The sequence below is a fragment of the Candidatus Manganitrophus morganii genome (assembly GCA_021651055.1).
GTDB classification, from domain to species: Bacteria; Nitrospirota; Nitrospiria; order SBBL01; family Manganitrophaceae; genus Manganitrophus; species Manganitrophus morganii.
Genome location: JAJHOH010000001.1, coordinates 2,073,751 through 2,099,807, shown reverse-complemented (window position 1 = coordinate 2,099,807; position 26,057 = coordinate 2,073,751). Strand labels below are relative to the sequence as shown.

At 56.8% G+C, this 26,057-nt stretch carries 21 protein-coding genes; 12 read left to right on the top strand and 9 right to left on the bottom strand.

Features of this window, described 5'->3' with window-relative positions:
* Positions 1-58 precede the first annotated feature (58 nt).
* Positions 59-574 (top strand): DUF721 domain-containing protein, encoded by a 516-nt coding sequence (locus MCM46_09530; protein ID MCG3112047.1) that lies wholly within the window; start codon positions 59-61, stop codon positions 572-574.
* Here the strand turns inward: MCM46_09530 and MCM46_09525 are convergent.
* The 5 genes from MCM46_09525 to dnaA all read right to left on the bottom strand — a co-directional run bounded on the left by MCM46_09525 (position 528) and on the right by dnaA (position 8,905).
* Positions 528-1,418, bottom strand: a complete 891-nt coding sequence (locus tag MCM46_09525; protein ID MCG3112046.1) for a tetratricopeptide repeat protein — start codon at positions 1,416-1,418, stop codon at positions 528-530. The genes MCM46_09530 and MCM46_09525 overlap by 47 nt on opposite strands.
* Positions 1,415-3,883, bottom strand: a complete 2,469-nt coding sequence (gene gyrA / locus MCM46_09520; protein MCG3112045.1) for a DNA gyrase subunit A — start codon at positions 3,881-3,883, stop codon at positions 1,415-1,417. Before gyrA ends, MCM46_09525 begins: the two co-directional genes overlap by 4 nt.
* Positions 3,884-3,997: 114 nt before the next feature.
* Positions 3,998-6,415: a DNA topoisomerase (ATP-hydrolyzing) subunit B gene (gene gyrB, locus MCM46_09515; protein ID MCG3112044.1), complete on the bottom strand. Its 2,418-nt coding sequence runs from the start codon at positions 6,413-6,415 to the stop codon at positions 3,998-4,000.
* A gap of 55 nt (positions 6,416-6,470) precedes the next feature.
* The gene (dnaN, locus tag MCM46_09510; GenBank protein MCG3112043.1) at positions 6,471-7,595 is read right to left on the bottom strand and encodes a DNA polymerase III subunit beta; all 1,125 of its coding nucleotides are present in this window, start codon (positions 7,593-7,595) and stop codon (positions 6,471-6,473) included.
* A gap of 2 nt (positions 7,596-7,597) precedes the next feature.
* Entirely contained in the window at positions 7,598-8,905 is a 1,308-nt protein-coding gene (gene dnaA, locus MCM46_09505) for a chromosomal replication initiator protein DnaA (GenBank protein MCG3112042.1), read from the bottom strand.
* Between the two features lie 381 nt (positions 8,906-9,286).
* Between dnaA and rpmH the strand changes: the two genes are divergently transcribed.
* From rpmH to mnmA, 11 genes are all read left to right on the top strand, one after another.
* Complete coding sequence (gene rpmH / locus MCM46_09500; protein MCG3112041.1) at positions 9,287-9,427, top strand: 50S ribosomal protein L34; 141 nt, start codon at positions 9,287-9,289, stop codon at positions 9,425-9,427.
* Positions 9,366-9,752 carry a ribonuclease P protein component gene (rnpA, locus tag MCM46_09495; protein ID MCG3112040.1) on the top strand — a complete coding sequence of 129 codons (387 nt, stop codon included), beginning with the start codon at positions 9,366-9,368 and terminating at the stop codon, positions 9,750-9,752. Before rpmH ends, rnpA begins: the two co-directional genes overlap by 62 nt.
* Positions 9,753-9,962 (top strand): membrane protein insertion efficiency factor YidD, encoded by a 210-nt coding sequence (gene yidD / locus MCM46_09490; protein MCG3112039.1) that lies wholly within the window; start codon positions 9,753-9,755, stop codon positions 9,960-9,962.
* Between the two features lie 97 nt (positions 9,963-10,059).
* Entirely contained in the window at positions 10,060-11,613 is a 1,554-nt protein-coding gene (gene yidC, locus MCM46_09485; protein MCG3112038.1) for a membrane protein insertase YidC, read from the top strand.
* An 11-nt stretch (positions 11,614-11,624) separates the two neighbouring features.
* Positions 11,625-13,010, top strand: a complete 1,386-nt coding sequence (mnmE, locus tag MCM46_09480; protein MCG3112037.1) for a tRNA uridine-5-carboxymethylaminomethyl(34) synthesis GTPase MnmE — start codon at positions 11,625-11,627, stop codon at positions 13,008-13,010.
* 36 nt (positions 13,011-13,046) lie between these two features.
* Positions 13,047-14,978: a tRNA uridine-5-carboxymethylaminomethyl(34) synthesis enzyme MnmG gene (gene mnmG, locus MCM46_09475; GenBank protein MCG3112036.1), complete on the top strand. Its 1,932-nt coding sequence runs from the start codon at positions 13,047-13,049 to the stop codon at positions 14,976-14,978.
* A 119-nt stretch (positions 14,979-15,097) separates the two neighbouring features.
* Positions 15,098-15,628 carry a 16S rRNA (guanine(527)-N(7))-methyltransferase RsmG gene (gene rsmG / locus MCM46_09470; protein MCG3112035.1) on the top strand — a complete coding sequence of 177 codons (531 nt, stop codon included), beginning with the start codon at positions 15,098-15,100 and terminating at the stop codon, positions 15,626-15,628.
* Positions 15,629-15,708: 80 nt separating this feature from the next.
* Positions 15,709-16,476, top strand: coding sequence for an AAA family ATPase (locus MCM46_09465; protein ID MCG3112034.1), 768 nt, complete (start codon positions 15,709-15,711; stop codon positions 16,474-16,476).
* A complete protein-coding gene (locus tag MCM46_09460) occupies positions 16,463-17,323 on the top strand; it encodes a ParB/RepB/Spo0J family partition protein (GenBank protein MCG3112033.1) in 861 nt (286 codons plus the stop codon). Before MCM46_09465 ends, MCM46_09460 begins: the two co-directional genes overlap by 14 nt.
* A 60-nt stretch (positions 17,324-17,383) precedes the next feature.
* Positions 17,384-17,803, top strand: a complete 420-nt coding sequence (locus tag MCM46_09455; GenBank protein ID MCG3112032.1) for a polymer-forming cytoskeletal protein — start codon at positions 17,384-17,386, stop codon at positions 17,801-17,803.
* 1 nt (position 17,804) lies between these two features.
* Positions 17,805-18,908, top strand: coding sequence for a tRNA 2-thiouridine(34) synthase MnmA (gene mnmA, locus MCM46_09450; protein MCG3112031.1), 1,104 nt, complete (start codon positions 17,805-17,807; stop codon positions 18,906-18,908).
* A 119-nt stretch (positions 18,909-19,027) separates the two neighbouring features.
* Here mnmA and MCM46_09445 read toward each other — a convergent pair whose 3' ends face one another.
* The 4 genes from MCM46_09445 to MCM46_09430 form a co-directional block, all read right to left on the bottom strand.
* A complete protein-coding gene (locus MCM46_09445) occupies positions 19,028-19,459 on the bottom strand; it encodes a polymer-forming cytoskeletal protein (protein ID MCG3112030.1) in 432 nt (143 codons plus the stop codon).
* Between the two features lie 115 nt (positions 19,460-19,574).
* Positions 19,575-22,718, bottom strand: coding sequence for an Ig-like domain repeat protein (locus MCM46_09440; protein MCG3112029.1), 3,144 nt, complete (start codon positions 22,716-22,718; stop codon positions 19,575-19,577).
* A 141-nt stretch (positions 22,719-22,859) separates the two neighbouring features.
* A complete protein-coding gene (locus tag MCM46_09435; protein ID MCG3112028.1) occupies positions 22,860-24,539 on the bottom strand; it encodes a hypothetical protein in 1,680 nt (559 codons plus the stop codon).
* Positions 24,540-24,718: 179 nt separating this feature from the next.
* On the bottom strand, positions 24,719-25,975 hold the full coding sequence (locus tag MCM46_09430) for a DEAD/DEAH box helicase (GenBank protein MCG3112027.1): 1,257 nt from the start codon (positions 25,973-25,975) through the stop codon (positions 24,719-24,721).
* Positions 25,976-26,057: the final 82 nt, after the last annotated feature.

The window sequence follows — 26,057 nt, the reverse complement described above, 5'->3', positions numbered from 1 at the left end:
CCCGCGGGCCGATCCTTTCACGTTGACTTCACCTGGGCGCTATTATAACATCGATCCCATGTCGAAGGGATTCTCTCCAACATCGATTTCGCCGATCCTCAAGGGAATCATCAAAGATTTCGGCTTGGAGAAGGGGATTTCCGGCGCATTGTTGCAGATCCGTTGGAGGGAGATCGTCGGCCCCCAAATCGCCTCCCATACCTATCCCGCGGAGATCCGCTTCGACACCCTTCATCTCACGGTCGACAGCGCCGTCTGGATGCATCAGCTCTCTTTTTTAAAGAAAGAGATCATCGAAAAATGCAACCGGCTCTTGGAGAAAGCGTCCATCCGGAAGATTCAGCTTCGGACCGGCCCGCTTCCTCCCCCCCTCGAATCACCCCAAGAGGCCCCTGCTCTGGAAGGAGAGTGCACGGCCGAAGAGGCGGCCTTCATCGAGCAGCAGATCGTATCGATTCCGGATATGGAATTGAAAGAGGCGGTCCGCCGCGCGCTTCGGCGGCATCTTCTCCATAGGCAGGGCGAAATTAAGGGGTCGGCGCGGGCGAGCTCGCCGGATCGGGCGCCGCGCTGATCGGCTCCGCCGCGGTCGTTCCGGCGTTTTTCGGCAACCCCTTCTCGAGCTGCCGGATTTTCGCTTCGAGGAGCTCCTTGTTCGGATAGCGCCCTTCCAACTGGCGATAAAGCTGAAGGGCCTCTTCGGCCCGGTTTCCCTCTTCCAAACAGTTCGCCGTCCGAAACTTCGCGAACGGGCTCATGTCGCTATCGGAATAATCGGCGATAAGACGCCGATAAAATCCGATCGCCTCTTTGCATCTCCCCTCGATAAAGTAGCTGCTTCCCTGGCGATAGAGCGCCGCCGGCGCCCAACGGCTTTTCGGATCGCGCTTGATCAGAAGATCCCATTCGGTCCGGGCCTGCTCGACATTTCCCTGCGCGAAATAAAGCTCGCCGATCTTGAACTGGCTCTCCAAAATCTGATCGGAGTCGTCGCTGAGCTCCATCACCTTCTCGTGCTCGGAGATCGCCTCACGGAGTTTGCCATATTTCTTTTCATAGACTTCGGCGAGGTAGCGGCGGGCGGAGAGGGCATGTGTATTTTTCGGTGTGGAAGCGGCGAGGCGGATCGTCTTTTGGAATGCATCGACCGCCTTCTGAGAATCGTTTAGATAGAGGTGGTAGAGGACGCCGCTCCAAAAAACGGCCTCCGGAATGAATTTGCTTCGGGGGTATTCCTCCGAAATCTTTTCATACTCCCGGACCGCGCCGAGATAATCATCGGCCCGCCATTTCTGCTCGGCCGATTCAAGATACCGCTTGGGAATCCGCTCGGCGCTCGACCAGACACTCCAGACGGTCAGGAAGAGGGCGGCGAGAGCGACCGCCCCCCATAAAACGGCTTTGAATTTCCATCTCACGCGTCATCCCCGGCATCCGCCGATTCTTCGCGTTCCCCCTTTTCCGCCAAGCGGGCCACCCCGCAGACCCGCTCTTCCCCTTCAAGATCGATGAGGCGGACCCCCTGTGTGTTACGGCCGATGACCCGGATGTCTCCCGCTCTAAGACGAAGAATCTTTCCGATTGTCGTGACGAGCATGACCTCTTCTTCGTCTTTCACCTGCAGGGCGGCGATGACGCAGCCGTTGCGGGGACTGGTCTGGATGGTGATGATGCCATGGCCGCCGCGCCCTTGCGTCCGATACTCCGAGAGCTCCGTCCGTTTGCCGTAGCCCTTTTCCGTAATGGTCATGATGCTTGCCTGGGCATTCGGAGCGAGGACCTCGGCGCTGATCACCTCGTCTCCTTCCTCTAGACGAATTCCCCAGACGCCGGTGGCCACCCGGCCGACGGCGCGCGCCTCCTCCTCGTGAAAGCGGATCGAGAGTCCGTGTTTAGTCCCAAGCAGGATCTCGTGATTCCCAGAGGTCAACCGGGCCGCCATCAGCCGATCCCCCTCCTCCAAATTGATCGCCCGGATTCCCCCGGCGCGCGGGTTGCTGTAGGCCGAGAGGGCCGTCTTCTTGATCAATCCCTTCCGCGTCGACATGACGACGAACTTTCCCTCCTGGAATTGATCGACCGAGAGGATCGCGGTGATCTGCTCCGTCTGCGCGATCTGCAACAGATTGACGATCGCCTTTCCCTTCGTCGCGCGGCCCGCTTCGGGGATCTGGTGGACCTTCAACCAGTAAACCCGGCCGGCGTCGGTGAAGAAGAGGAGGTAGTCATGCGTCGAGGCGGCGAAGAGATGTTCGACGAAGTCCTCTTCTTTGAGGCCGGCGCCGATTTTTCCCTTCCCGCCGCGCCGCTGGCTTCGGTAGACCGAGGAGGGGGTCCGCTTGATGTAGCCGGTGTGGGTGACGGTGATGACCATCTCCTCCGGCGCGATCAGATCTTCGATGTGAATTTCGCCCGCCTCGGGGAGGATCTCGGTCCGCCGGTCGTCGGCATACTTCTCTCGAATCTCGGTCAGCTCATCCTGAATCGCTTTTCGGATGAGGGCGTCGCTCGCCAAGAGCGCTTTGAGCTGCTCGATCTTCTGGAGGACCTCCCGATATTCCGCGATGAGTTTGTCGCGCTCCAGCCCGGTCAGCCGCTGCAGCCGCATGTCGAGGATCGCTTGCGCCTGGAGCTCGGAGAGGCCGAACCGCCGCATCAGGCCGCTCTTCGCTTCGTCCGGAGAAGGGGAGCTGCGGATCAGGGCGATGACTTCATCCAGGTGGTCGAGGGCGATCTTGAGCCCTTCCAAAATGTGGGCGCGCGCCTCCGCCTCTCGCAATTCGAAACGGGTCCGGCGAATAATCACTTCCCGCCGGAAGTCGAGGAAGTACTGGAGCATTTGCTTGAGGTTCAAGACCTGCGGCTGGTTGTTCACCAGCGACAACATGATCACCCCGAAGCTCGACTGCATCTGCGTATGCTTATAGAGCTGATTGAGGATGATCGAGGCGATCTCACCTCGTTTCAACTCGATGACGATCCGCATCCCGTCGCGGTCCGACTCGTCGCGCAGGTCGGAGATCCCTTCGATTTTTCGATCCCGGATCAGCTCGGCGATTTTTTCGATCAGCCGCGCTTTGTTGACCTGATAGGGGAGCTCGGTGACGACGATCGTCTCTCTCTCGGTTTTCTCGCTCACCTCGATGACGGCGCGGGCACGAAGCTGAATGGAGCCGCGGCCGGTCAGATAGGCGTCTTGAATCCCCTTGGTGCCATAGATAAAGCCGGCGGTCGGGAAGTCGGGTCCCTTGATCGTCTGCATCAGCGTTTCGATCGAGAGGGCCGGGTCGTTGAGGAGCTGGGTTAGCCCGTCGATCAACTCGCCGAGATTGTGCGGCGGAATGTTGGTGGCCATTCCGACGGCGATGCCCGAGGAGCCGTTCATCAGAAGCTGCGGGATCCGGGTCGGGAGGACGGTCGGCTCCACGACCGATTCGTCGAAGTTCGGGACGAAGTCGACCGTTTCCATGTCGATGTCGGCGAGCATCTCCTCGGCGAGCTTGGTGAGGCGCGCCTCGGTGTAGCGGTAGGCCGCCGGGGGGTCGCCGTCGATCGAGCCGAAGTTCCCCTGGCCGTCGACCATGAGATAGCGCATATTGAACTCTTGCGCCATCCGGACCATCGCATCGTAGACCGCCGCATCGCCGTGAGGGTGGTATTTCTTGATCACCTCGCCGACGACGCCGGCCGATTTGGAATAACGCCGGTTGGAGAGAAGCCCCTCGCGGAACATCGCGTAGAGGATCCGCCGATGGACCGGCTTGAGACCGTCCCGGACGTCGGGAAGGGCGCGGCCGACGATCACGCTCATGGCGTAATTGATGTAGGCCGACTTCATCTCGGTCTCGAGATTGACGGTGTTTCTCTGTTCATCTACTGGCATTGCAACTCCTTGATCAAAAACAGGGGGTAGGGGGGGGATAGGGGGTAGTAAAAAAAGGTCGTTCTGCTTATTTTTCCAAAACTATACCCTACCCCCTATGCCCTACCCCTGTACTTAAATATCGAGGTTCTTTACTTCGGACGCGTGCTGCTGGATGAAGTTCCGGCGCGGTTCGACTTCATCGCCCATCAGGACCGAGAAAACCCGCTCCGCTTCCACCGTGTCTTCAAGCTGAACCTGCAGGAGGATGCGGCTTTCGGGGTTCATCGTCGTCTCCCAGAGCTGGTCGGGGTTCATCTCCCCCAGCCCCTTGTAGCGCTGGATGGAGAGCCCTTTCTTCCCCCGCTCCAGGACATGCTGGATGATCCCGGCGGCGGTCGGATACTCCTTCTCCCCGTCGGAGTCGGTCACCCGATAGGGGGGCTTTCCAAGTCCCAACCGCAACGGCGAGAGATTCTTCAGCTCCCGGAATTCCGGCGATCCGATGAGCGCCTCGTCGATTTTGACCAAATGGGGGGCGCCGTTCTTCTGGATCTGGATCTCGACCCGGTGCGACACATGTTCTTCATCCTGGCCGATCGAGGAGTGAATGACATAGGTCGGATAATACTTGGTCCAGTAACCCTTGGCGGTTTCCAGCAGCGCGTCAAGGCGCTTGCGGTCCCGAAGAAGTTCCGGTTGGAGCTCCTCATGCTGCGTCAAAGCGCGGACGACCTCGGCATCGATCTGCTTGCGCGCGAAGTGATCGATAATCGCTTCATAAGAGGCAAGCTTTTTGAGCAGCCCCTTCACCTTCGCCCCGGAGGCCCACTCCTTCGATCCTTCTTGATAGATCTGGACCTCATCGCCCGCCATTCCGATCAAATACTCGCGGAGCGCCGCTTCGTCCTTGAGGTAACGCTCGGTCTTCCCCCGCTTCACCTTGAAAAGCGGCGGCTGGGCGATGTAGATATACCCCTTCTCGATCATCTGGACCATCTGGCGATAGAAGAAGGTGAGGAGGAGGGTCCGGATGTGCGCCCCGTCGACATCGGCGTCGGTCATGATGATGACCCGATGGTAGCGGGCCTTGGCGATATCGAAATCATCGATTCCGATGCCGGTTCCCAGAGCGGTAATCAACAGCCGGATCTCCTCCGAGGAGATCATCTTATCGAACCGCGCCCGTTCGACGTTGAGGATCTTTCCCTTCAACGGAAGGATCGCCTGGAAACGGCGATCGCGCCCCTGTTTGGCCGAGCCGCCCGCTGAGTCTCCCTCCACCAGGTAGATCTCGCTGAGGGCGGGATCTTTCTGGGAGCAGTCGGCGAGTTTTCCCGGAAGGGAGCCGCCGTCGAGCGCGTTTTTTCTCCGGATCAGCTCCTTCGCCTTCCGTGCCGCCTCGCGGGCCCGCGCGGCGTTCAGCGCTTTGTCGATGATCTTTTTTGCGACGGGCGGGTTCTCTTCAAAGTACTCCCCGAGCGCCTCGTTGACCGCCCCTTCGACGATCCCCTTCACCTCGGAGTTCCCGAGTTTCGTCTTCGTCTGTCCCTCGAACTGCGGGTTCGGCAGCTTCACCGAGATGACGGCGGTCAATCCCTCCCGGACATCATCGCCGCTGACGGTCTCCCCGTTCTTCAACTGGTTATTGGCCGAGCCGTAGCTGTTCACCGTTCGAGTCAACGCCGATTTGAAGCCGACCAGATGGGTTCCCCCTTCTTTCGTATTGATGTTATTGGCGAAGGAGAAGAGATTTTCCGAATAGCTGTCGTTGTACTGGACCGCCAGCTCAAGCATGATGCCGTTCTTCTCCTTCTCGACGAAGATCGGCTTATGCAGCGGGGTCTTGCTTTCGTTGAGCATCTCGACGAACGAGAGGATTCCCCCCTTGTAGCAGAACTCCTGTTTCTTCTCGGTCCGCTCATCTTCCAGCGAGATCAGCAGCCCCTTGTTGAGAAAGGCGAGTTCCCGAAGCCGCGTCGTCAGAACATCATAGGAGTACTCTGTCTGCTCGAAGATCTGCCCGTCGGGCTTGAAGGTGATCTGGGTGCCGCGCTTTTTGGTTTTGCCGGTGGTCTTCAAAGGGGCCTGCGGCTTCCCCCGCTCGTAGCGCTGTTGGAAGACCGATCCGTCCTGCTTGATCTCCAGCTCCAGCCACTCTGAAAGTGCATTGACGACGGAGACCCCGACGCCGTGCAACCCGCCGGAGACCTTATAGGTCTCATTGTCGAACTTGCTCCCCGCGTGCAGGACGGTAAGGGCCACTTCGGCGGCGGAGACCTTTTTGTCGGGATGCATGTTGGTCGGAATCCCGCGACCGTTGTCGATCACGGTGACCGAATTGTCGATGTGGATGATCACTTCGATCTCGGTGCAGTAGCCGGCCATCGCCTCGTCGACCGAGTTGTCGACCACTTCATAGACCAGGTGGTGCAGCCCGTCGGGCCCGGTGCTTCCGATGTACATCGCCGGACGCTTCCGAACCGCTTCGAGGCCCTCGAGGATTTTGATCTTCCCCGCATCATATTGTGACTGCTTGATTTCTTCTGCCATACTCTCTTTCTATTCCTCAGAAACCTGTTTATCTTAATCCGTCCGGAGTGGACGATTACACGCGCATCGGCATCACCACCGCCAGGAACCCTTTCCCTTCCTCTTTGATCAGGCAGGGGGAGAGAGAATCTTTGAATTCCAGCGTCGCCTCTTCCCCCTCCAACACCGACAAGGCATCGAGGAGATACCGCGCATTAAATCCGGTGCTGAAACCCTCGCCCGCAAAGGAGGCGGCAACCTCTTCGTTCGCCTCTCCCATCTCCGGGTTGTTAGAGTTGAGGAGGATCCGGCCGCTCTCGAGGGTAAACTTCACCGCATTGGTCTTCTCCCGGGCGAGAAGAGAGACCCGGCGAAGTCCCCCTTCGAGCCCCCCCCGGCTGACCGAGACCTTCTTGTCGTTTCCGGTCGGAATGACCTGCCGGTAATTCGGGTAGTTCCCTTCCATCAGGCGGGAGGTCAAGACGAAGGCGCCGCGTCGAAAGACCAACTGGTTCTTCCCGATCGCCAACTCCGGCGCTCCATCGTCTCCCCCTTCATCGAGCGCTTTCTTGATCTCCAAGATCGCCTTTTTCGGGACGATAATGTTCTGTTCGGGGAGAGAACCGGCGTCGATGGTGATCGGCGCCTCCGCCAAAGAGAGCCGGTGCCCGTCGGTGGCGACGAAGCGGATCAACTTTTTCTTCCCCCCCGCCTCCTGCAGCTGAACCAAGACGCCGTTGAGGATATACCGGGCGTCGTTCTCCCCGGAGGCATACAAGGTCCGTCGAATCAGGTCGGACAAGGCAGCCGCATCGATCGGGAGCTTGCTCTCCGCGTCCGAAGCCGGCGGGGTCGGAAATTCCTCCGGCGGGAGTCCCACGATCCGGAAATGGCTCTTCCCCGATTGAATGGTGACCCAGTTGTTCGCCTCACCGGTAATTTCCACCTTTCCCTCCGGAAACTCGCGGATGATCTCGAAGAGCTTCCGCGCCGAAAAAGTGAGGCGTCCCGGCTCCAGAATCTCTGCGGGGTAGGCCCCCTGGATCCCGATTTCCAGATCGGTCGCGAAGAGAGCGATCTTCTCACGTTGTGCTTCCATGAGGATATGAGAGAGGATCGGCATCGTATTGCGTTTTTCGACCACCCCTTGCACGCGTTGGATCCCGGTGAGCAGCTCTTTTCGCTCGATCTTGATCTTCATTCTCACTCCTCCTTCAAATTTTGGGTCAAGCTGTCGAGTGTGGTTTTCAAATTGAAGTCTTCTCCCATCCCTTTTTCAATCTGTTTGCAGGCATGGATCACGGTGGAGTGGTCCTTTCCTCCAAAGTGTTTGCCGATCTCCGGAAAAGAGAGGCTGGTCAGCTCCCTGCAAAGAAACATGCAGATTTGCCTGGGAAACACCAGGTTTTTGGTTCGCTTCTTCGATTTGAGCTCGACCAGTTTGATCTGGAACCGTTCCGCCACGGCCCGCTGGATATCCTCGATCGTGACAACCCTTTTCTTTTCCTGGATGGTGTCGCGCAAGACACGCTTGGCCATTTCAACAGTGATCTCCTGCCCCGTCAGCGAGCTGAACGCGCCGAGCCGAATCAGCGCCCCCTCCAATTCTCGAATGTTTGTTTTGATATGGGTCGCAAGGAGGAGCGCGACATCATTCGGCAGGGGGATTCCCTCCACCTCCGCCTTCCGCCGGAGAATCACGATCTTCGTCTCCAGATCGGGGGGCTGGATATCGGCGATCAATCCCATTTCAAACCGAGAACGGAGACGCTCTTCGATGTCGGACATCTCTTTGGCCGAGCGATCGCTCGAGATAACCACCTGCTTATTTGCCTCATAAAGTGTATTGAATGTGTGGAAAAACTCCTCCTGGGTCCGCTCCTTCCCGGAGATAAACTGGATGTCGTCGATCAGGAGGGCGTCGACATTCCGGTACTTGTTTCGAAACTCAATCATCTTGTCATATCGGATCGAGTTGATCACATCGTTCGTAAACTGTTCTGAGGAAAGATAGGCGATACGGAGATGAGGGTCGCGCGTGGAGATGAAATTACCGATGGCGCTCAGAAGATGGGTCTTGCCAAGTCCAACCCCGCCGTAGAGAAAGAGCGGATTGTATGAGGTGCCCGGCCGTTCCGCGACCTTTCGGGAAGCGGCATGGGCGAACTGATTACTCGATCCGACGACGAACGAATCAAAAGTGTAACGCGGGTTGAGGTTTCCTTTTCGTCTCTCGCGTTCAGGAGATCCGGCGGCCTCTCCCTTCTCATCGACCACGAAATGAATACGTAGCCCCTCCTCCGCTAATTCCTTTTCGAGTGCCTCCTGCATCTGGGGGTAGTAATGTTCCTTAATCCACTCCCCGAAGAAACGATTCGGCACAGCAACATGGACATCCTTTCCGGAAATTGAAACCAAGGAGGTCGGTTTCAGCCATGTCTCAAAGCTCTGCCTGTTAATGTGAGGCTCCAGCTGAACAAGGAGTTGCTTCCAGATCTGGTCCAACTGCATCCGACTTTCCTGGAGTTACACACAATCTTATCAACAGTTGTTAATAGTTTGTTTACGAGGTAAATCAGTATCTTGGAAATTACCCTGTGAAGAACCTAACTGCCGAGGAACAGATTCCGACAAAAATGCTGTTCTAATATATCAAATCGCCTAAAATGAATCAAGAGATTAATCGGATGAACCAGCCTGTCCACAACGGTATCCCCGGCTTTTCTTCTTTTAAAAAAAGGGCCTTGTCCTCTTATCAAGGATTTCCCTCCACTTACTACTACTTCTCTCTTTATTTTTCGGTTCCAAAACTTAAAACGAGTTTAGTCTTGACAATAACACCGAAATTTAGGAAGATATACATTTTCGTATTCACAATGTGAAGGAGAATTTATGTCGGTCACCTACCGCCAGCCGAGCAAACTGAGAAGAAGTCGCACACACGGTTTTTTGAAGAGGATGTCGACTGCCAATGGTAGAAGAGTTATTAAAAATCGGCGTGCTAAAGGACGGAAGCGCCTTACAAACGCCTAGCGTCAAGTTAAAGCGCCTGACCCGGAAAGAAGAGGTTCAAAGAGTCTTTGCAGAAGGGAGAAAGTTTATCTCTCCCTCCTTTGTTATTTTTTCTTTGGAAGATCCGTTTCCCGATCTACTCTATGCTATCCATGTTCGTAAGAAGCTCGGATCGGCGGTGGAGCGCAATCGTATCAAACGAGTCTATCGTGAGGCCCTCCGGCGCCAAAAAGTTTCACTCCGCGGTCACAAATTAGTTGTGATTCCCAGGGTCGGATCGAAACTCCTTAATTTAAATCAGGTAGCCGACCAAATCAAAGCTTTTTTTCTGAAACCCCCAGAATAAATGGCCTTAATCTATATTTTTATTGTTCGTTTCTATCAAAGCATTATATCCCCTTTGCTTCCGCCTGCATGTCGGTTTTACCCGACCTGTTCGTCCTATTCCATTGAGGCGGTCAAGCGTCATGGGTTTTTCCGTGGGATCATCCTGACCATTAAACGCCTTATTCGGTGCCACCCCTTCTGCTCGGGCGGTTACGATCCGGTAAAATAATTTTTTTAATTTAGAGGAATTCAGATAAGTGATGGAAAAACGTCTTATTGTTTTTTTAATTTTATCTCTCGCGATCATTTTTGCTTATCCGTTCTTCATGGAACGGATGGTCGGCCCCGCTCCGGAGACTCCTGAGGTAACGCAAGCACCGACGGAAGCGACACCAAAAAGCACCCCATCTTCCCCACCGCAAGAAAGTGTTTCGGTTGGGGGGCCTGTTGTGGAGGAAAAGAACGCAAAAGTAAAAGTGATCGAGAGCGATCTCTACCGTATCGTCCTGTCGAACATCGGGGGGACGATTAAAGAATGGCAACTTAAAAAGTACACCAAAAAATCGGAGACGGGAGAAGCGGTTCCGATCGAGCTCCTTCAAGACGATGTGAAAACCTTTCCCTTGACCGTTTTCACCCAAGAGGAGCCGAATGGATCGAAGCAGCTATACAGCCTCGATGAAAAGACTGTCCAACTCAGCCCGGAGAAGCCGATGGAGGTGGTGACCCTCACTACGGTCGGCCCGGATGGCCGGAAAATCACGAAAGAGCTAACTTTCCACAATGATCACTATTTGGTCGACACCCGGATTGCGACAGAAGGCTATCCAGAAGGCTACAAGATCTCGCTCGGAACGAACTTCGGAATCAATAATTGGGCGGTGGAGTTTGGCGGGAGCATCGGCGCGGCGACCTACGTCAATAGTGAATTGATCAAGGATGCGGAGTCGGATGTAAACGGGACGGTGGCTCACGAAGGGGAGGTTTTATGGACGGGGCTGCAGGATAAATACTTCATCAGTGCCTTGATTCCAAAGGAAGTCGGGCAGACGAGCGCGGTCACAGTGGAAAAGGAAGGGGCGCAGCAGATTCGGGTCGACCTGAAGATTCCGGCAGAGCAGGCCGGTCAAAAACAATTTGGGATCTATGCCGGTCCGAAAGAATACGATCGACTGGCGCAGATCGGCGCCGGTCTACAAGAAAGCATCGACTTTGGCTGGTTTATGATGGGGAGCTGGGCCCCCGTTCGTTTTGTGGCAAAGCCGATCTATTTTATCCTTCGATTCTTCTACCAATTCACCCACAACTACGGGGTGGCCATTATTCTCGTTACAGTCCTCGTGAAGGTCCTCTTCTTCCCCATCACCCGAAAGAGTCTTGCGTCGATGAAAGATATGGCGGCGATCCAGCCAAAAGTAGCGGCCCTTCGGAAGAAGTATGCGGGCGATCGTGAAAAGATGAATCGGGAGCTGATGAACCTTTACAAAGAGCACCAGATCAACCCCTTCGGCGGTTGTCTGCCGATGTTGGCACAAATACCTGTTTTTATTGCCTTATTTAATGTCCTTTATACAACGATTGACCTGCGGCAAGCCCCATTCATGTTCTGGATTCAAGACCTTTCCGATAAAGACCCCTTTTACGTATTGCCTGTGATTATGGGGATCAGCATGTTTTTCCAGCAATGGACGCAGCCGACAACAATGGACCCGATGCAGGCAAAGATCATGCTCTTCCTCCCTGTGATTTACACCTTCTTCTTCCTCAATTTCCCGTCGGGCTTGGTCCTCTATTGGCTCGTCAATAACATCCTGACGATCGGACAGCAATACCTTATGAACCGGGAAGGGCTGGCGATTCCCAAAGCGGGAACGACGTAACAGGAAGACGAATGCGACGGCAAGCGGGGCAGGACGATACCATCTGCGCTATTTCTACCGCGATCGGATTGGCGGGCATTGGTGTCGTGCGGGTGAGCGGCACCAAAGCATTCCAAGTCGTCCAGTCTCTTTTCAAGGGTTCCGGCGAGCTCGCGAAAGTTCAAAGCCACACCGCGCACTACGGTCACGTCATCGATCCAAACAGTCTGGAAATTGTCGACGAAGCTCTCTTCTTGGTCATGAAAGCGCCGCGGACCTATACCGGCGAAGATGTTGTCGAAATCCAGACCCACGGCAGTCCGCTCATCCTTGAAAAAATACTCTCCCTTCTTGTGATGCAGGGTGCAAGGCTGGCCGCCCCTGGAGAATTTACACGCAGGGCATTCTTATTAGGAAGAATTGACCTTGTCCAAGCGGAAGCGGTGATGGAGGTGATCACTGCGGAGAATTGGGACCATCATGGATGGGCGCTCAACCAGTTAAAGGGGAGTTTATCCCGTCAAGTTGAGCTCTTACGAGAACATTTGCTCCAGATTCTCGCTCATATCGAGGCTTCGATTGATTTTTCGGAAGAGGGAATCCGCTTCTGGACCGATTCGGAGATGAGCAAGCAGATCGGGTCTGTTTCAGAAGAGGTGGAGCGCCTCTTGGCAGGGTATACAGAGGGCCGGAAAATCAGGGAGGGATTGACCGCCGTCATCATTGGGCGGCCCAACGTCGGAAAATCGAGCCTGATGAATCTTCTCCTGGAGGAAGATCGGGCGATTGTGACCCCTCTCCCCGGCACGACAAGGGATATTCTTCAGGAGACCGTTCACATCGAAGGCCTTCCCCTTCGAATCACTGATACCGCCGGCTACCGAGCGACAGAGGATCCGATCGAAGCAGAGGGGGTGCGTCGCGGAGAAGAAGCGGTGGAGAAGGCCGATCTAATTCTCTGGATGCTCGATTCGAGCGAACCGCTCCAAATAGAAGACGATGTCTTAGCGCGACGTCTGAAAGGGAAGCGAAAAATCATTCTCCTGAACAAATCCGACTTACCTGCGCGTCTCGATCACTCTCGGATAAGAACGGAGCATCCACAGGAGGTGATCCTCCCGTTTTCGACGGTGACGGGTTCCGGGCTCGGCGATTTAAAAAGAGAGATCAAGCAGCTTCTTCGGAAACAACCTGAGAAAGAGCAACCGCTGGTCGCCCTCCTTCGGCATCGCACCGCCCTGGAGGCGGCGTCCAAAAGTCTTCATCGGGCCATAAAAGCGGTCGAAGAGAACGCTTCATGGGAATTTCTCGCTGCCGACCTGAGAGAAGGAGCCGATTCCTTGGGAGAAGTTATCGGCGAAACGACAACCGATGAAATTCTCGATCAGATCTTCAACAACTTTTGTATCGGCAAGTAAAAAAGTGTTCCACGTGGAACATGAATCGGAGAGGGGATGAACAAAGCGGCGTGTGATGTGATTGTTGTCGGCGCAGGCCATGCCGGCTGCGAAGCGGCGCTTGCTGCTGCTCGAATGGGGGCAAAGACCGTTCTCTTTACGCTGAAGCTCGACAATATCGGACAAATGTCGTGTAATCCCGCGATTGGCGGTATTGCAAAAGGTCACTTGGTTCGTGAGATTGATGCTTTGGGGGGAGAGATGGGCCGGGTGATCGATCAGGCCGGCATTCAATTTAGAATGCTCAATATGCGGAAGGGGCCTGCAGTCCGTGCCCTCCGGGCGCAAGCAGATCGGGACGTCTACCGATCCGTGATGACCGATGTTCTCCTCAAACAGTCCCATCTGACGGTGATTGAAGGGATGGTCGACGAGGTTCTGGTAGAAAACGGCCGTGCGGTGGGGGTTGCGCTTCAAGACGGGACTCGATTTCATAGCGGTGCGGTTATTTTAACGACAGGGACCTTTCTTCGAGGATTGATCCACATCGGCCTGCGTCGATTTTCAGCGGGACGGATCGGTGAAGCACCGGCCGAAAAAGCCTCGCAGAGCCTGATTAATCTCGGCTTCACCTTAGGAAGGCTGAAGACCGGAACCCCTCCCAGGCTCGACGGAAACACCATTGATTATACTCAGCTTCAGCCGCAATATGGAGATCAGCCCCCCCTTCCGTTTTCATATGTCACCGACCGGCTGGAGGTCGACCAGCTTCCCTGCCATCTCACCTATACCGGTGAGAAGACGCACGATGTGATCCGGGCCCACCTGACCGAATCGCCTCTTTACTCCGGGGTGATTACCGGGATCGGGCCGCGTTACTGTCCCTCCATCGAAGATAAGATCGTGAAGTTCTCCGACCATCCGCGCCACCAAGTATTTCTGGAGCCGGAAGGGAGAAAGACAAATGTCATCTACCCTAACGGAGTTTCAACCAGCCTCCCGGAAGAGGTTCAACTGGAATTTATTAGAACCATTCCCGGTCTTGAGAACGTAAAAATGCTCCGACCCGGTTATGCGATCGAGTATGATTATGTTCCGCCGATTCAACTTCATCCAACTTTGGAGACGAAGCCTGTCGCCGGACTCTACCATGCCGGGCAGATCAACGGGACCTCCGGATATGAAGAAGCAGCTGCACAAGGAATCATGGCGGGGATCAATGCCGTTCTAAAACTGCGGGATCAGCCCCCGCTGATCCTCGACCGATCCGATGCATATATCGGTGTTTTAATTGATGATTTAGCCACTCTGGGGACCGAGGAACCATACCGGATGTTCACCTCTCGTGCAGAGTATCGCCTTTTGCTTCGGCACGATAATGCAGATTTACGCTTAATGGAAAAAGGTTATCAGATTGGCCTTCTTCCCGAGCGGCAATATCATGCCTACCTTTCGAAGCGGGAGCGAATCGGACGGGAAAGGGCCTGGCTTGAATCGACATCGATCCGGACGATCCCCCGTTCCGCCGAGATCTTGGCGAATGCCGGCATTCAGGGGATTCTTCCTTCAATGAGCCTCGCGCAACTGATGAAGCGGCCGGAGATCGACTACAACAGCCTCGTCTCCTGGTTCAACCTGGAGAATCAAACCGATCCTTCGATCGCAGACGAGATCGAGATCCAGATCAAATATGACGGGTATATTCAACGCGAACTTGCCCACGTCGCCCGCTTCAAGCAGATGGAGGGAAAGCGAATCCCGGAGACATTTAGTTATGATGCGGTCAGCGGCCTCTCAAGAGAAGTCCTTGAGAAGTTGAAAAAGATCCAGCCCCGCTCTCTCGGCCAAGCCTCTCGAATCTCCGGCGTCACGCCGGCGGCAATCTCGATTCTGATGCTGGCGCTCGAACGTCGAAGGCGAAAAGAGCTCTCCGATCGGCACGATGGGGACGAATCGATTGCCCCGAATGTGATGGAGAGCGGACACTGAATGAAGAACAGAGAAACCTTCTCGCCCGCGGCGCCGGAGAGCTTGGAATCGTACTTTCGTCGGAACAGGTCGACCGTCTCCTCCTTTACCTCTCTGAGCTGATCCGCTGGAACCGTTCGATCAATCTCACCGGCCTTCGAAGCGACCGGGAGATCCTCATCAAACACTTTTTGGATTCGCTCACCCCGCTGACCCTGCTGCAGCCGAGGAAGGGGGAGCGCTGGATCGATGTGGGGACCGGCGCCGGTTTTCCGGGCCTGGTCCTGAAGATTGCGCGCCCCGAGCTGGAGATGACCCTCCTGGAAGCGACCGGAAAGAAGGCCGCCTTCCTCCACCATTTCATCGGCCTGCTCCGATTGGAAGGGGTTTCCGTCCTTCAGGATCGTCTGGAGCATCTGCGCGGGCCGATGTGGGAGGAGCGGTACGATCTCCTGCTGACGCGCGCGGTTTCTCCCGCCGTCATCCTCCAAAACGGGGTCGGATTGGTCCGGCGTGAAGGAAGAATCCTTTTCTTCCAGGGACCGCCCGATGCGTCGCGGTGGGAGAAAGGGTTGAAGGGAAATCGGCGGCTGGTTTTGGAGGGGATCCACCCGGTTGCCCTCCCCTTCACGGACGAACCCCGGTCGCTGGTTCTCCTCAAAGTGGTCTGATGGTTTATCGACTAATGCTTTTTTTCCAAAACGGAATATGCTAGGATAACGCATTTCAGCAAGCGCTAGGTCATGAATTGATGGGAAAAGTCATCGCAATCGCCAATCAGAAGGGGGGGGTCGGAAAGACGACCACGTCGATCAATCTTGCCGCCTCACTCGCGGTCGCCGAAAAGAAGGTGTTGCTGATCGACCTCGATCCCCAGGGAAACGCCACCAGCGGCATCGGGATCTCCCGGGAGGGACTCTCCGGAAGCGTATACGATCTTCTGATCGGACGGAAGGGGCTCTCGGAGTTGGTCGTTCCGCTACAAGTTCCTTGGTTGAGTGTCGTTCCGGCGCATATCGATCTGGTCGGCGCCGAGATCGAACTCGTCGGCATGGACGGCCGGGAGCAGGTCCTGAAAGATCGGTTGAAAGGATCCATCGAACTCTATGACTATGTCTTGATCGACTGTCCCCCGTCGCTCGGACTGCTGACGCTCAACGCACTCACCGCCGCCGACTCTCTCCTCATCCCGATGCAGTGCGAATATTACGCAATGGAGGGATTAGCGCAGCTGATGAACACCTTCGAGCTGGTCCGCCGATCGCTCAACCCGTCACTCCAAGTGGAAGGGGTTTTGTTGACGATGTTCGACGGCCGGAATAATCTCAACAACCAGGTTCAGGCGGAGATCCGATCGCATTTCGGAGACCGGGTGTTCCAGAGCACCATCCCGCGCAACATCACCCTCGCCGAGGCGCCGAGCCACGGCAAGCCGGCGGTTTTTTACGATGCGGTCTCGAAGGGGGCGCAGGCCTACCTCGCCCTGGCCAAGGAGGTCTTGGAGCATGCAGCAGCGTAAGGCGTTAGGAAAAGGTCTCGGACTGACCGCCCTGGTCCCGCCGGCGGAGCCGCCGAAGGGAGATATTCGGGAGATCGAGATCGGGAAGATCATCCCGAACCGATATCAGCCGAGGCAGTATTTCGATCCGGAAGCGCTCGCCTCGCTCGCCGCCTCGCTCAAGAGCCACGGGCTGATTCAGCCGATCACCGTCCGGAAGGAGGAAAACGGGCGGTTCGAGCTGATCGCGGGGGAGCGCCGATGGCGCGCGGCGCAACTCGCCGGCTTGGCGGCCATCCCGGCGATCGTGAAGCCGGTCCAGGATCAGGAGCTGATGGAATGGGCGCTCCTCGAGAATGTCCAGCGGGAAGATCTCAACCCGATCGAGAAGGCGCAAGCCTATCAAAGGCTGATCTCCGAATTCTCCCTGACGCAGGAGGCGATCGCCGCCCGGATGGGGATCGACCGGTCGAGCGTGGCGAATTTCCTCCGCTTACTCCTTCTCCCGGAGTCGTTGTGGGGATCGATTGCCGACGGCGTCTTGACGATGGGACATGCCAAGGCGCTTCTCTCTTTGGAGCGGAAAGAAGACCAGCTTCGCATCGCCGGGGAGATCAAGGCGAAGGGCTGGTCGGTCCGTCAGGTCGAAGCGCTGGTTCAAAAGATGAAACGAGAGGCGCGCCCGGAGCCGTCGAAGGCCCCGCGGAGCGCCGCGCCGGAAGCGGCGGAATTGGAAAGCCGTCTCCGTCTCGCGCTGGGGACAAAGGTTCGTCTGGTGCAGCAGGGAAAAGGGGGAGAGATCCGGATCGAGTATTACTCCTTTGAAGATCTCGACCGGATTCTCGAGAAGCTGACCGGCACGAATTAAGATGAATAACCGTGAGGAGATCCCGAAACGTGATCTCCTCCAGGCCATGTAGGGGGGATCATGTTGCGAAGGGATGAAAAGGAAAAGGGAGCTCAGTCGGATGAGATCATTGCGTTCCTGGGAAAGGGGACTGAATTTAAGGGAATCATCACCTATAGCGGCACCGTCCGGATCGACGGCAAGGTCGAGGGGGAAATCGTCACCCAAGGCAAGCTGGTCGTCGGCGAGACGGCGGTGATCAATGCGGAGATCTCCGCCGGCACGGTGATCTGCGGCGGAAAAATTTCCGGAAATATCCGGGCCTCGGACCGGATCCACCTCCTCTCCAAGGCGGTGATGACCGGCTCCGTGAACACCCCCAATCTGATCATCGAAGAGGGGGTCAGCTTCAACGGCAAGTGCCAGATGGGGCAGGAAGAGGCCGCACCGGCTGAGATCCGGCCGCTGCAGGCGGTCGGCCACGATTCGAACGGGAGTTAGGTTGAACGGCACGCCAAAGGGAAGACGGGTGGTGGTCGGGATGAGCGGCGGGATCGATTCCGCCGTCACCGCCGCCCTGCTGAAAGAGGCCGGGTATGAGGTCATCGGCGTTACCCTGACCCTCTGGAAGGATGAGGGGGAAGACGAAAAGCGCTGGCAGGACCGCTCCTGTTGCAAAGTCGGGCTGGCCCGCCATGTGGCGAAGCTTCTCTCGATCCCGCATCATGTCCTCGACATCCAGGAAGAATTCCGCTCTGAAATCATCGACGATTTCTGCGACGCCTATCTCGTCGGCCAGACGCCGAACCCGTGTGTCCGCTGTAACGAACGGATGAAGTTCGGCCGTCTTCTCACGGTGGCGCGCGACCTGGGGGCCGACCTTCTTGCCACCGGCCATTATGCCCGGATCCGGCATCGACCCGAACGGGGCCGCTATTCCCTGCTGAAGGGGGCCGATCTTCAGAAGGATCAGAGCTACTTCCTCTATCGTCTCAATCAGGAACAACTTGCTGCAACCCTTTTCCCCCTGGGAGAAATGCACAAGGAAGCGGTCTGCAAGAAGGCAGCGGCGCTGGGCCTTCCGTATGAAGAGGTCTTGGAGAGCCAGGAAGTCTGTTTCGTCACGCAAAAAGACTATCGGGCGTTTCTCTCGGAATATCGTCCCGAATCGCAGGCCCCCGGAAAGATCGTCACCGAGTCGGGGGAGGTGGTCGGAGAACATGCCGGCGTCGCCTTCTACACGATCGGCCAGCGCCGGGGTCTCGGCGTCGCAGCGGGGGAGCGGATTTATGTCACGCAGCTCAATCCGGCGCGGCGCGAAGTGGTGGTCGGGTCGGAGGAGTCGCTTTTGAAGAAAGAGGTGCTGGCCGATCGTCTTGTCTGGGGAGGAGAGGGTTGTCCGGAAGTCCCCCTTCGGGTTCAGGCGAAGATCCGCTATCGGTCTCCGGCCGGGGAGGCGACGCTGGTTCCGTTTTCAGAGGGCCGGGTCCGGATTCGGTTCGATGCGCCGCAGCGCGGGGTCACCCCGGGGCAATCGGTCGTCTTCTATCGGGGGGAGGAAGTGATCGGCGGCGGGATGATCCTGGAGGCCGGGCCGGAATCGTGATGCTCCGCTCGCGTCGGGTCGCATCATCGATCTCGGCGGCGAGATAAAAAGAGGAAGATAAAACCATTGCGGCCCTGCTCACTTTCTGATGAGCAGGGCCGCAGTGCATTCAGTGATGATTAGCGAACGGCCATCTCCTCCGTTTTCATCAGCTCCGCTTCATACATCTCTTGGGAGCGATGGTTGCTGGTCATCTTACAGCTTCCATTGAATTGGGCGCCGTCTTCGATGAGGAGCGACGGCGTCATCAGATCTCCGGTGAAGACGGAGGTCCGGAGCAGCTGGATCTTCTGATGGGCGACAATCTTCCCGGTCACCTTTCCCCCGACCACCACGGTGTCTCCCTCGACATCGGAGGTGATCACAGCCCCTTCTCCAAAAATGATGCTTCCCTTTACCGTAATTTTCCCTTCAACTTTTCCGTCGATTCGTCCCGATCCTTCAAAGTTGACGTTCCCCTTGATCTCGACGTTCTTCCCCATATAGATGATGATATCTTCAACCCCTCGCTTGCCGTTCTCTTCTTTTCCATTTCCGAACACCGATCCCATATCGATCCCCTCCTGCGCTGATGATGAACCGTACTTCGGAAAGTATAACCGATGATCGAGATTTGTCTAGGGCGACAAGAGATATTTCGCGGCGCCGGTATTCGGGATGTTGAGATCAGGGCTCGGAGAGGGTGACCTCCCAGCGGACGGTTCCGGTATTCCCGGCGGTATCGGTCGCGGAGAGAACCAGGGTGTTCGCGCCGGGAGAGAGAACGACCGGAAATTTAAACGCGCCTCCTTTCACCGGAACGGGATTTCCGTTGAGGGCGACGGAGCGAAGCGGAGCGGCATCGGTGACGGTTCCCGAGAGAATAATCACCGAAGTGGAAATCGGCGCGCCCGGCGGCGGAGCGTCGATCGTGATCTTCGGGGGACGGGTATCGAGGATCACTTTTCGTGAAAGCGTTTTGGCGTTGCCGGCCGCATCGGTCGCGGTGACCTGGAGGGCATTCTCCCCTTCTTTCAGCCCGACGACCGTTTTGAACCGGCCCTCCTTCAGCGGAACGGAGACATGATCGACTGTGAGCGAAACGGCCGAGCCCCCCCGGTCCGACGCGGTCCCCGTCAACGGAAGGGTCGGCTCGTCGGTATAACGGCCTTCGGCAGGCTGCACGAGCTGAAGATCGGGCGGCACCGTATCCCGGATGACCGTCAGGCTTGCCGAAGCGTGATTGCCGGCCCGATCAGTGGCGATAAAATCAAACCGGTTTTCCCCTTCCATGTTTAAAGGAAAAGGGGTGGCGAAGTCCCCTGTCTCGCTCGGCACAATTCGGGTTCCGTTAATCATGACCCAAGAGATCGAAGAGGTCGGATCGACCACCCGGCCGACGAGGTCGACCGTTTTGGCCGCGATCCGCTGGCCCGGTCTGGGAGAGGTAATCTTCAATTCAGGCGCCGTCGGGTCAAGCAAGATCGTCCGCTGCGCCTCGACCTTGTTTCCCGCCGCATCGGTCGCCGAGAAACGGAGGGTGTTCTCGCCGTCCTGAAGCGGTATCTCGGTGGAGAACCGGTTCTCCTGAAGGGGGATGGGCCGGCCGTTGAGGGAGAAGGTCGTGATCGGCCCGGCATCGACGATCTGCCCGGTGACAGTCGCCGGGGTGGTCGGAACACTCGATCCGGGAAGGGGCTGGATGACCTCGATGACCGGCGGCGCCGTGTCCCTGACCACGGAAAAAAGGGGGTAGACGGTCTGATGGCCCGCCTCGTCGACGGCCGTGATTTCAATCGGGTTCTCCCCCTCTGTCGGCAGGGGAACCTCCACGGAAAAGCGACCTCCCTTTTCGGGGGCCAACGGAATTGCCGCTCCATTGATTTGGAGCGAGACGACCCCGGTCGCAAAATCCCGCACCCTCCCGGAGAGGGTGACCGTCGGCTGCCGGCTGAACGACCCCGGCGGGGGGACCATCTCGCTGAATTCGGGACCGACGGTATCCCGAACCAGGTTGATCTCTTTGATCGCGACATTTCCCGCCTCATCGGCCGCTTCGATCTTTAAGGGATTTACCCCTTCGTTGAGGAGCGGAAAAGGAACCATAAATTCCCCCCCGGTCAAGAGGGAGATCTCGATTTCATTCACCCGGAGGGAGCGGACCGACGTCGTTGCATCGATCACTTTGCCGGCTAAGCGGGCCGCCGTCGCTTTGATCGGCCGGTCCCCCTCGGCTGCGGCGACGGTCAGTTCGGGGGGGGTCGTGTCGATGGTAAACTGGCGCGTCAGCTCGGTCTTGTTCCCGGCCCGGTCTTCGATCGAGGCGATCAGAAGATATTTTCGATCGGCCATCGCAAAGGTCTTCGTCGCCAGGCCCTCCTGCGGCCTGAAGACCGCCGAGAGATCGACCCGGTTTAGGACGACCGTCAAGCGGTCGGGCCGAACCTGCGAAAGGGAATCGCTGAAGGAAAAGGTCAGGGGGACCGCTTTCACGGCGAGTGCGGCCCCTTCCGGAACGGAATCCAAAGAAAGGGTCGGCGGGGTTTTGTCGATCCAGATCGAGGCCGCGATTTTCGTCTCGTTCCCGGCGCGATCGACGGCGGTCCCTTGCGCCGCCTGATTCTCCCCCTCCGTGGTGATCCGCATCGGGGGGGTTGTCGAGGCAAGGCCGGAAAGGGGATCGGCGGCCTCGAAACCGACGGTCACGTCGGTTCGATGCCAGCCGAATTCGTTCGGCGGTGGAGAGAGATGCGCCTTGATCTGCGGGGGGCTCCCGTCGATCTGAAGGGTCCGCTGCTGCACCGCTTCCTGATTTCCGGCCCGGTCGACCGCATAATAAAAGAGGTTGAACTTTCCGTCCGCTTGAAGGGGAGCCGAGAGGGTGCGCCGCTCGGAGAAGAGAAGGTCGGCATCGGGCCGGATGACGACCTCCGGATGGGAATCGATCCGATAACGAAGCTCGGTCAGCCCCGAGCCGCCGTCCGGGTCGGATGCTTCGAGGCGGGAAGCCGGATACCAGCCTGCGCCGCCGGGCGGGTCCGACGGGAGCAGACGGGTTTCGGGCGGGGTTGCATCGAGATGGAAGGTCACCCTCGCCTCGGCGCGGTTTTCCGCGAAATCGCCGATCGATGCCACAAAAGTATACGCATCGTCCGGAAGACGATCGGGGGTATAGGTCCCCTCCGTCTCCCCCAGCTCAAACAGAGACGCAATATCTTTTCCATTCAGAACGGCCCGAAGGCTCTTGCGATCAACGCCGGCGGTAGCGTCTTCATATTTGAGGATAAACGTCGGCCGGGGATCGTTGATGAGAAGCCGCGGCTTCGGCGCGATGATCGACAGCTGGGGCGTGATCCGATCGGTTCCTTCGATCCGCAGCGTCATCTCCCCCCCCGGTTTCCCCTTGAGCTTCACCTGGAGGATATTCTTTTCTTTGAGTGTGACCGGTTTTTTAAAGGAGGTTTCTCTTTGGCTAAACCGAGAGGAGCCGACGATCTGGACCCCGTTCAGCAAAATCTCCGAGGCACCGACCTTTTCATTCGGGGCATCTTTCAGTCCATTGCTTGAGATCCTCAGCAAGTAGGACGCTTCCGGATCGATCACGGTAAATTCGCTCTCAACCAGGATCGGCTCCCCTTCCTCGCGAGAAAAGGTCTTTTCGAACGCGGTAAACGTCCCTGCCCCTTCCGAGGGGGCCGGCCGGAAAAGAAGCCAGAAAAGAAGAACAGGGAACAAAAGAGAGATCGGTGCGGGAAAGGAAGCGATGAGGAATCGGCGTTTCGAAGCGGGAAAGCCTCTCTCCCTGGTATCGGGGGATTCGGCCTCTGTCATTCCAGAAGCCCTTTCACCTTATAAAACATAGAGATATCCTTCAATCACAGAAACGAGCTAAAAGGCTATCATAGCCTTTCTCTAAGGTCAATTGAAAAGGCCGCCGTAGAGAATTCGATCGGTTGAGCCCCCGACAATCGATCAGCGGGGATTCTTCTGAAAGGCGGGCCACTCTGACGGCGTCTCGAAGAGGAGACGAAAAAGGGTGTGGACCCGGCCGGTGTGGGCGCGATAATCGCGCATCAATTGATCTTGCGCAAACGTGGTCGCTTCATCCCGGTAGCCGAGCCGAAGGGCGCAGGCCCGGACCCCCCTTGGATCGATCGGCAGAAGGTGGGTTTGCGAATCGTTCACGACCTGAAGCTTGTTCTCCGCATCCCTTAAGAAGAGATAAGCCTCCTTCAGGTGACAGGCGTTCTCCTTGGAGAGAAATTCGGATCGCGATAACTTCTCGATCGCTTTCAGGGTGTTTCGCTCCCGGATCGCGGGGTGTTTCGCTCCGAAGTAAATCTGCAACGCCTGTATGATAAATTCGATCTCGCGAATCCCTCCCCGGCCGAGCTTGACATGGTTTTCGGTCTGTTTCGAGAGGTCGATCTTTTCGTCGATCCGCGCTTTCAACGCGCCGACCTCCTGCAATCCGGGGAGGCCGAACGGTTTGCCGTAGAGAAAGGGGATCACCCTTTTCAGAAATTCCCGGCCGAGGGAACGATCCCCCCCCGCCGGCCAGGCCTTCAGCAGGGAGAGCCGCTCCCAGGTCTCGCCGCGGGTGGCGTAGTAGCGCCGGTAGCCCTGGAGCGGCTGGACGATCAGCCCCTTTTCCCCTTCGGGGCGAAGCCGTAGATCGACGCGATAGACGTAGCCCTGGCCGGTCGCCGTGTTCAACGCCGCCGTGACCTGCTGGGCGAGCCGCCGGAAGTAGTCGGCGTTCGCGATCCGGCTTGCCGCCTCTCCTCGAACACCGGAGGTCCGGCCGGCGCGGGTCGCGTAAAGATAGAGAAGATCGACGTCGGAGCTGAAGTTCAGCTCGCCGCCGCCCAGCTTTCCCATGGCGATGATGGTGAATCCGATCCGGACCCGCCTCCCCGAGCGGTCCCGGTAGGAAGGAATCCCATACCGCTCGCGCAAGCCCCGGTCGCAAATCTCATACGCCTTCTGGATCAGAACCTCGGCCAGCTCGGAGAGCTCCGTCAGAGTCTCCTCTACGGAAGCCTCCCGCAAGAGGTCGCGCACACCGATCCGGAGGATCTCCTTTCGTTTGAAGGCGCGAAGGAGATCGAGCCGATCTTCCTTTGTTTTAAGGAGCCGCAGCGCCTGCGAGAAGTCCCGCGCGATCTCCCGCCGGCTCCGCCGCCCCTTCAGCACCGCCGGGTCGAAAACCCAATAAAAATATTCCGGATTCCGAATCAGAATTTCGGCCAGAAACGCGCTTCCGCCGAAAATCGTGGCGGCTCTCGATACGGTGGCGGGATCGTCCCGGAGATACGAAAAGAGTTGGGCCTTGCTGATGGCGGCCCGGGTGAATCGCTCGAAGTCGTTCAGCCCCCGATCGGGCTCGGCTGTTTGACCCAGGGCGCTTAAGAAATCCTCCAGAATTTCGGCGAAGAACTGACGTACCCGCGGTTCTTCTGCAATCAGCTGAAGGTTGGTATCGGCCCGCTTGATCTCTGCGAATCCATAGGGGCTGAGCAGAGAAGCGACCTCCTCTCCGCTCAGCTGGGGGGCGAGGAGAAGATCCTTCAGCTGCAACGGCGATTTCGTGGAGGGGGGAGGCTCCTTCCGATGCGGATCGGACTCATTTTTTGGATCGAAAGGGGACACCGTATCTCATTATTTTGCGAAATTCTGTTACAGCGAACGGAATGCATCACCGGCGCGCGTCCATTATACCCCAGAACCGGAAACGATTGTACTCCTGGGGCGCTATCTTAAGCAGATTTTGGATCATCCGAATGGACCATTCTTTCTTATGGAAGATAAACAGGCACTGAGCGGCTCTTTCACTTCTTTTTTTTGGCCTTTTGAGGGATGTGCTTTTTCTTTTTCCTGCCTGCTTCCCAGTCTTTTATTTCTTTGATCAACTCTTCCAGCGTCTGTTCTGTAGGGTATTTGAGGGTATGGGCATACTCTGTTTTCCCGACTTGGATGACTTCGATTTCTTTTTCTAAAAATTGTTGAATTTCCTCAAGGCGGGGTTTCTCCTCCCGGCTACAAAAGGAAAGCGCCTCCCCTTTTTTAAAGCCGCGCCCGGTTCGGCCCACCCGATGCACATAGTTCTCAGCCAACTCCGGCAAATCATAATTCACCACGTAATGCACATCGGGGATATCAATACCGCGCGCGGTGATGTCGGTGGCGATGAGAATGCGGCATTCCCCTGCTTTAAACCGGTTCATGACATCCGAACGCGCCTGCTGGTCTTTTTCGCCGTGAATGGTAAAGGTCTCGATTCCCACGCGTGCCATGGCCTTCGCCACCCGTTCGGCCCGCACCCGTGTCCGGACAAAAACGATGATTCTGCTTTCGGGATGATCCGCGATAAAGCGCTCCAGAAAAAACCGCTTGTCATCCATCTCGACAAACAGGACGTAGTGCGCCACGTTTTTAGAAACGAGGTTTTCCGGAGAAATTTGAATACGGATCGCGCTGTTTTTCACCTGGGAATAGGCCAGTTTTTTTATTACCTTGTTGATGGTGGCGGAGAAAAAAAGGGTTTGGTGTCTTCGGGTGAGTTTCTTTTTAATGGATTGAATATCGCCGATAAAACCCAAATCGAGCATCAAATCGGCCTCATCGAGCACCAGGATCTCGACCGCATTGAGCTGGATATAACCTTGACTGATAAGGTCAAACATTCGGCCGGGCGTCGCGATTAAGATGTCGATGCCGTCCTGAAGTTTTTGAATCTGCGGGTCTTGCGCGACCCCGCCGTACACCGCGTAGGCTTTGACCTTGGTCTGCTTGGCCAGACTCGTGAACACCCCGCAAATCTGTAAAGCCAGTTCATGCGTCGGCACGAGAACAATGCATCGAATCCCGGTGGAACGTTTACTCCTTTTTTCGCTGTCGATTTTGTGCACGATGGGAATGGCAAAAGCGGCGGTTTTGCCTGTCCCGGTCTGCGCGATGGCGAGCACGTCTTCCCCGCTTAGAATCGACGGAATCGCTTTATATTGGATGTCGGTCGTTCGAACAAAACCGAGCTGGTCCAGGTTTTTTTTGATCGCTTCCGAAATCTGAAATTTTTCAAACTTCATAAAATCTCACCGAGCCGAATTATACCCCTCCTTTCTCCTCTCTGCAATTCGTTTTGCAGGCCTGATTTGATGGGGTCTGTCC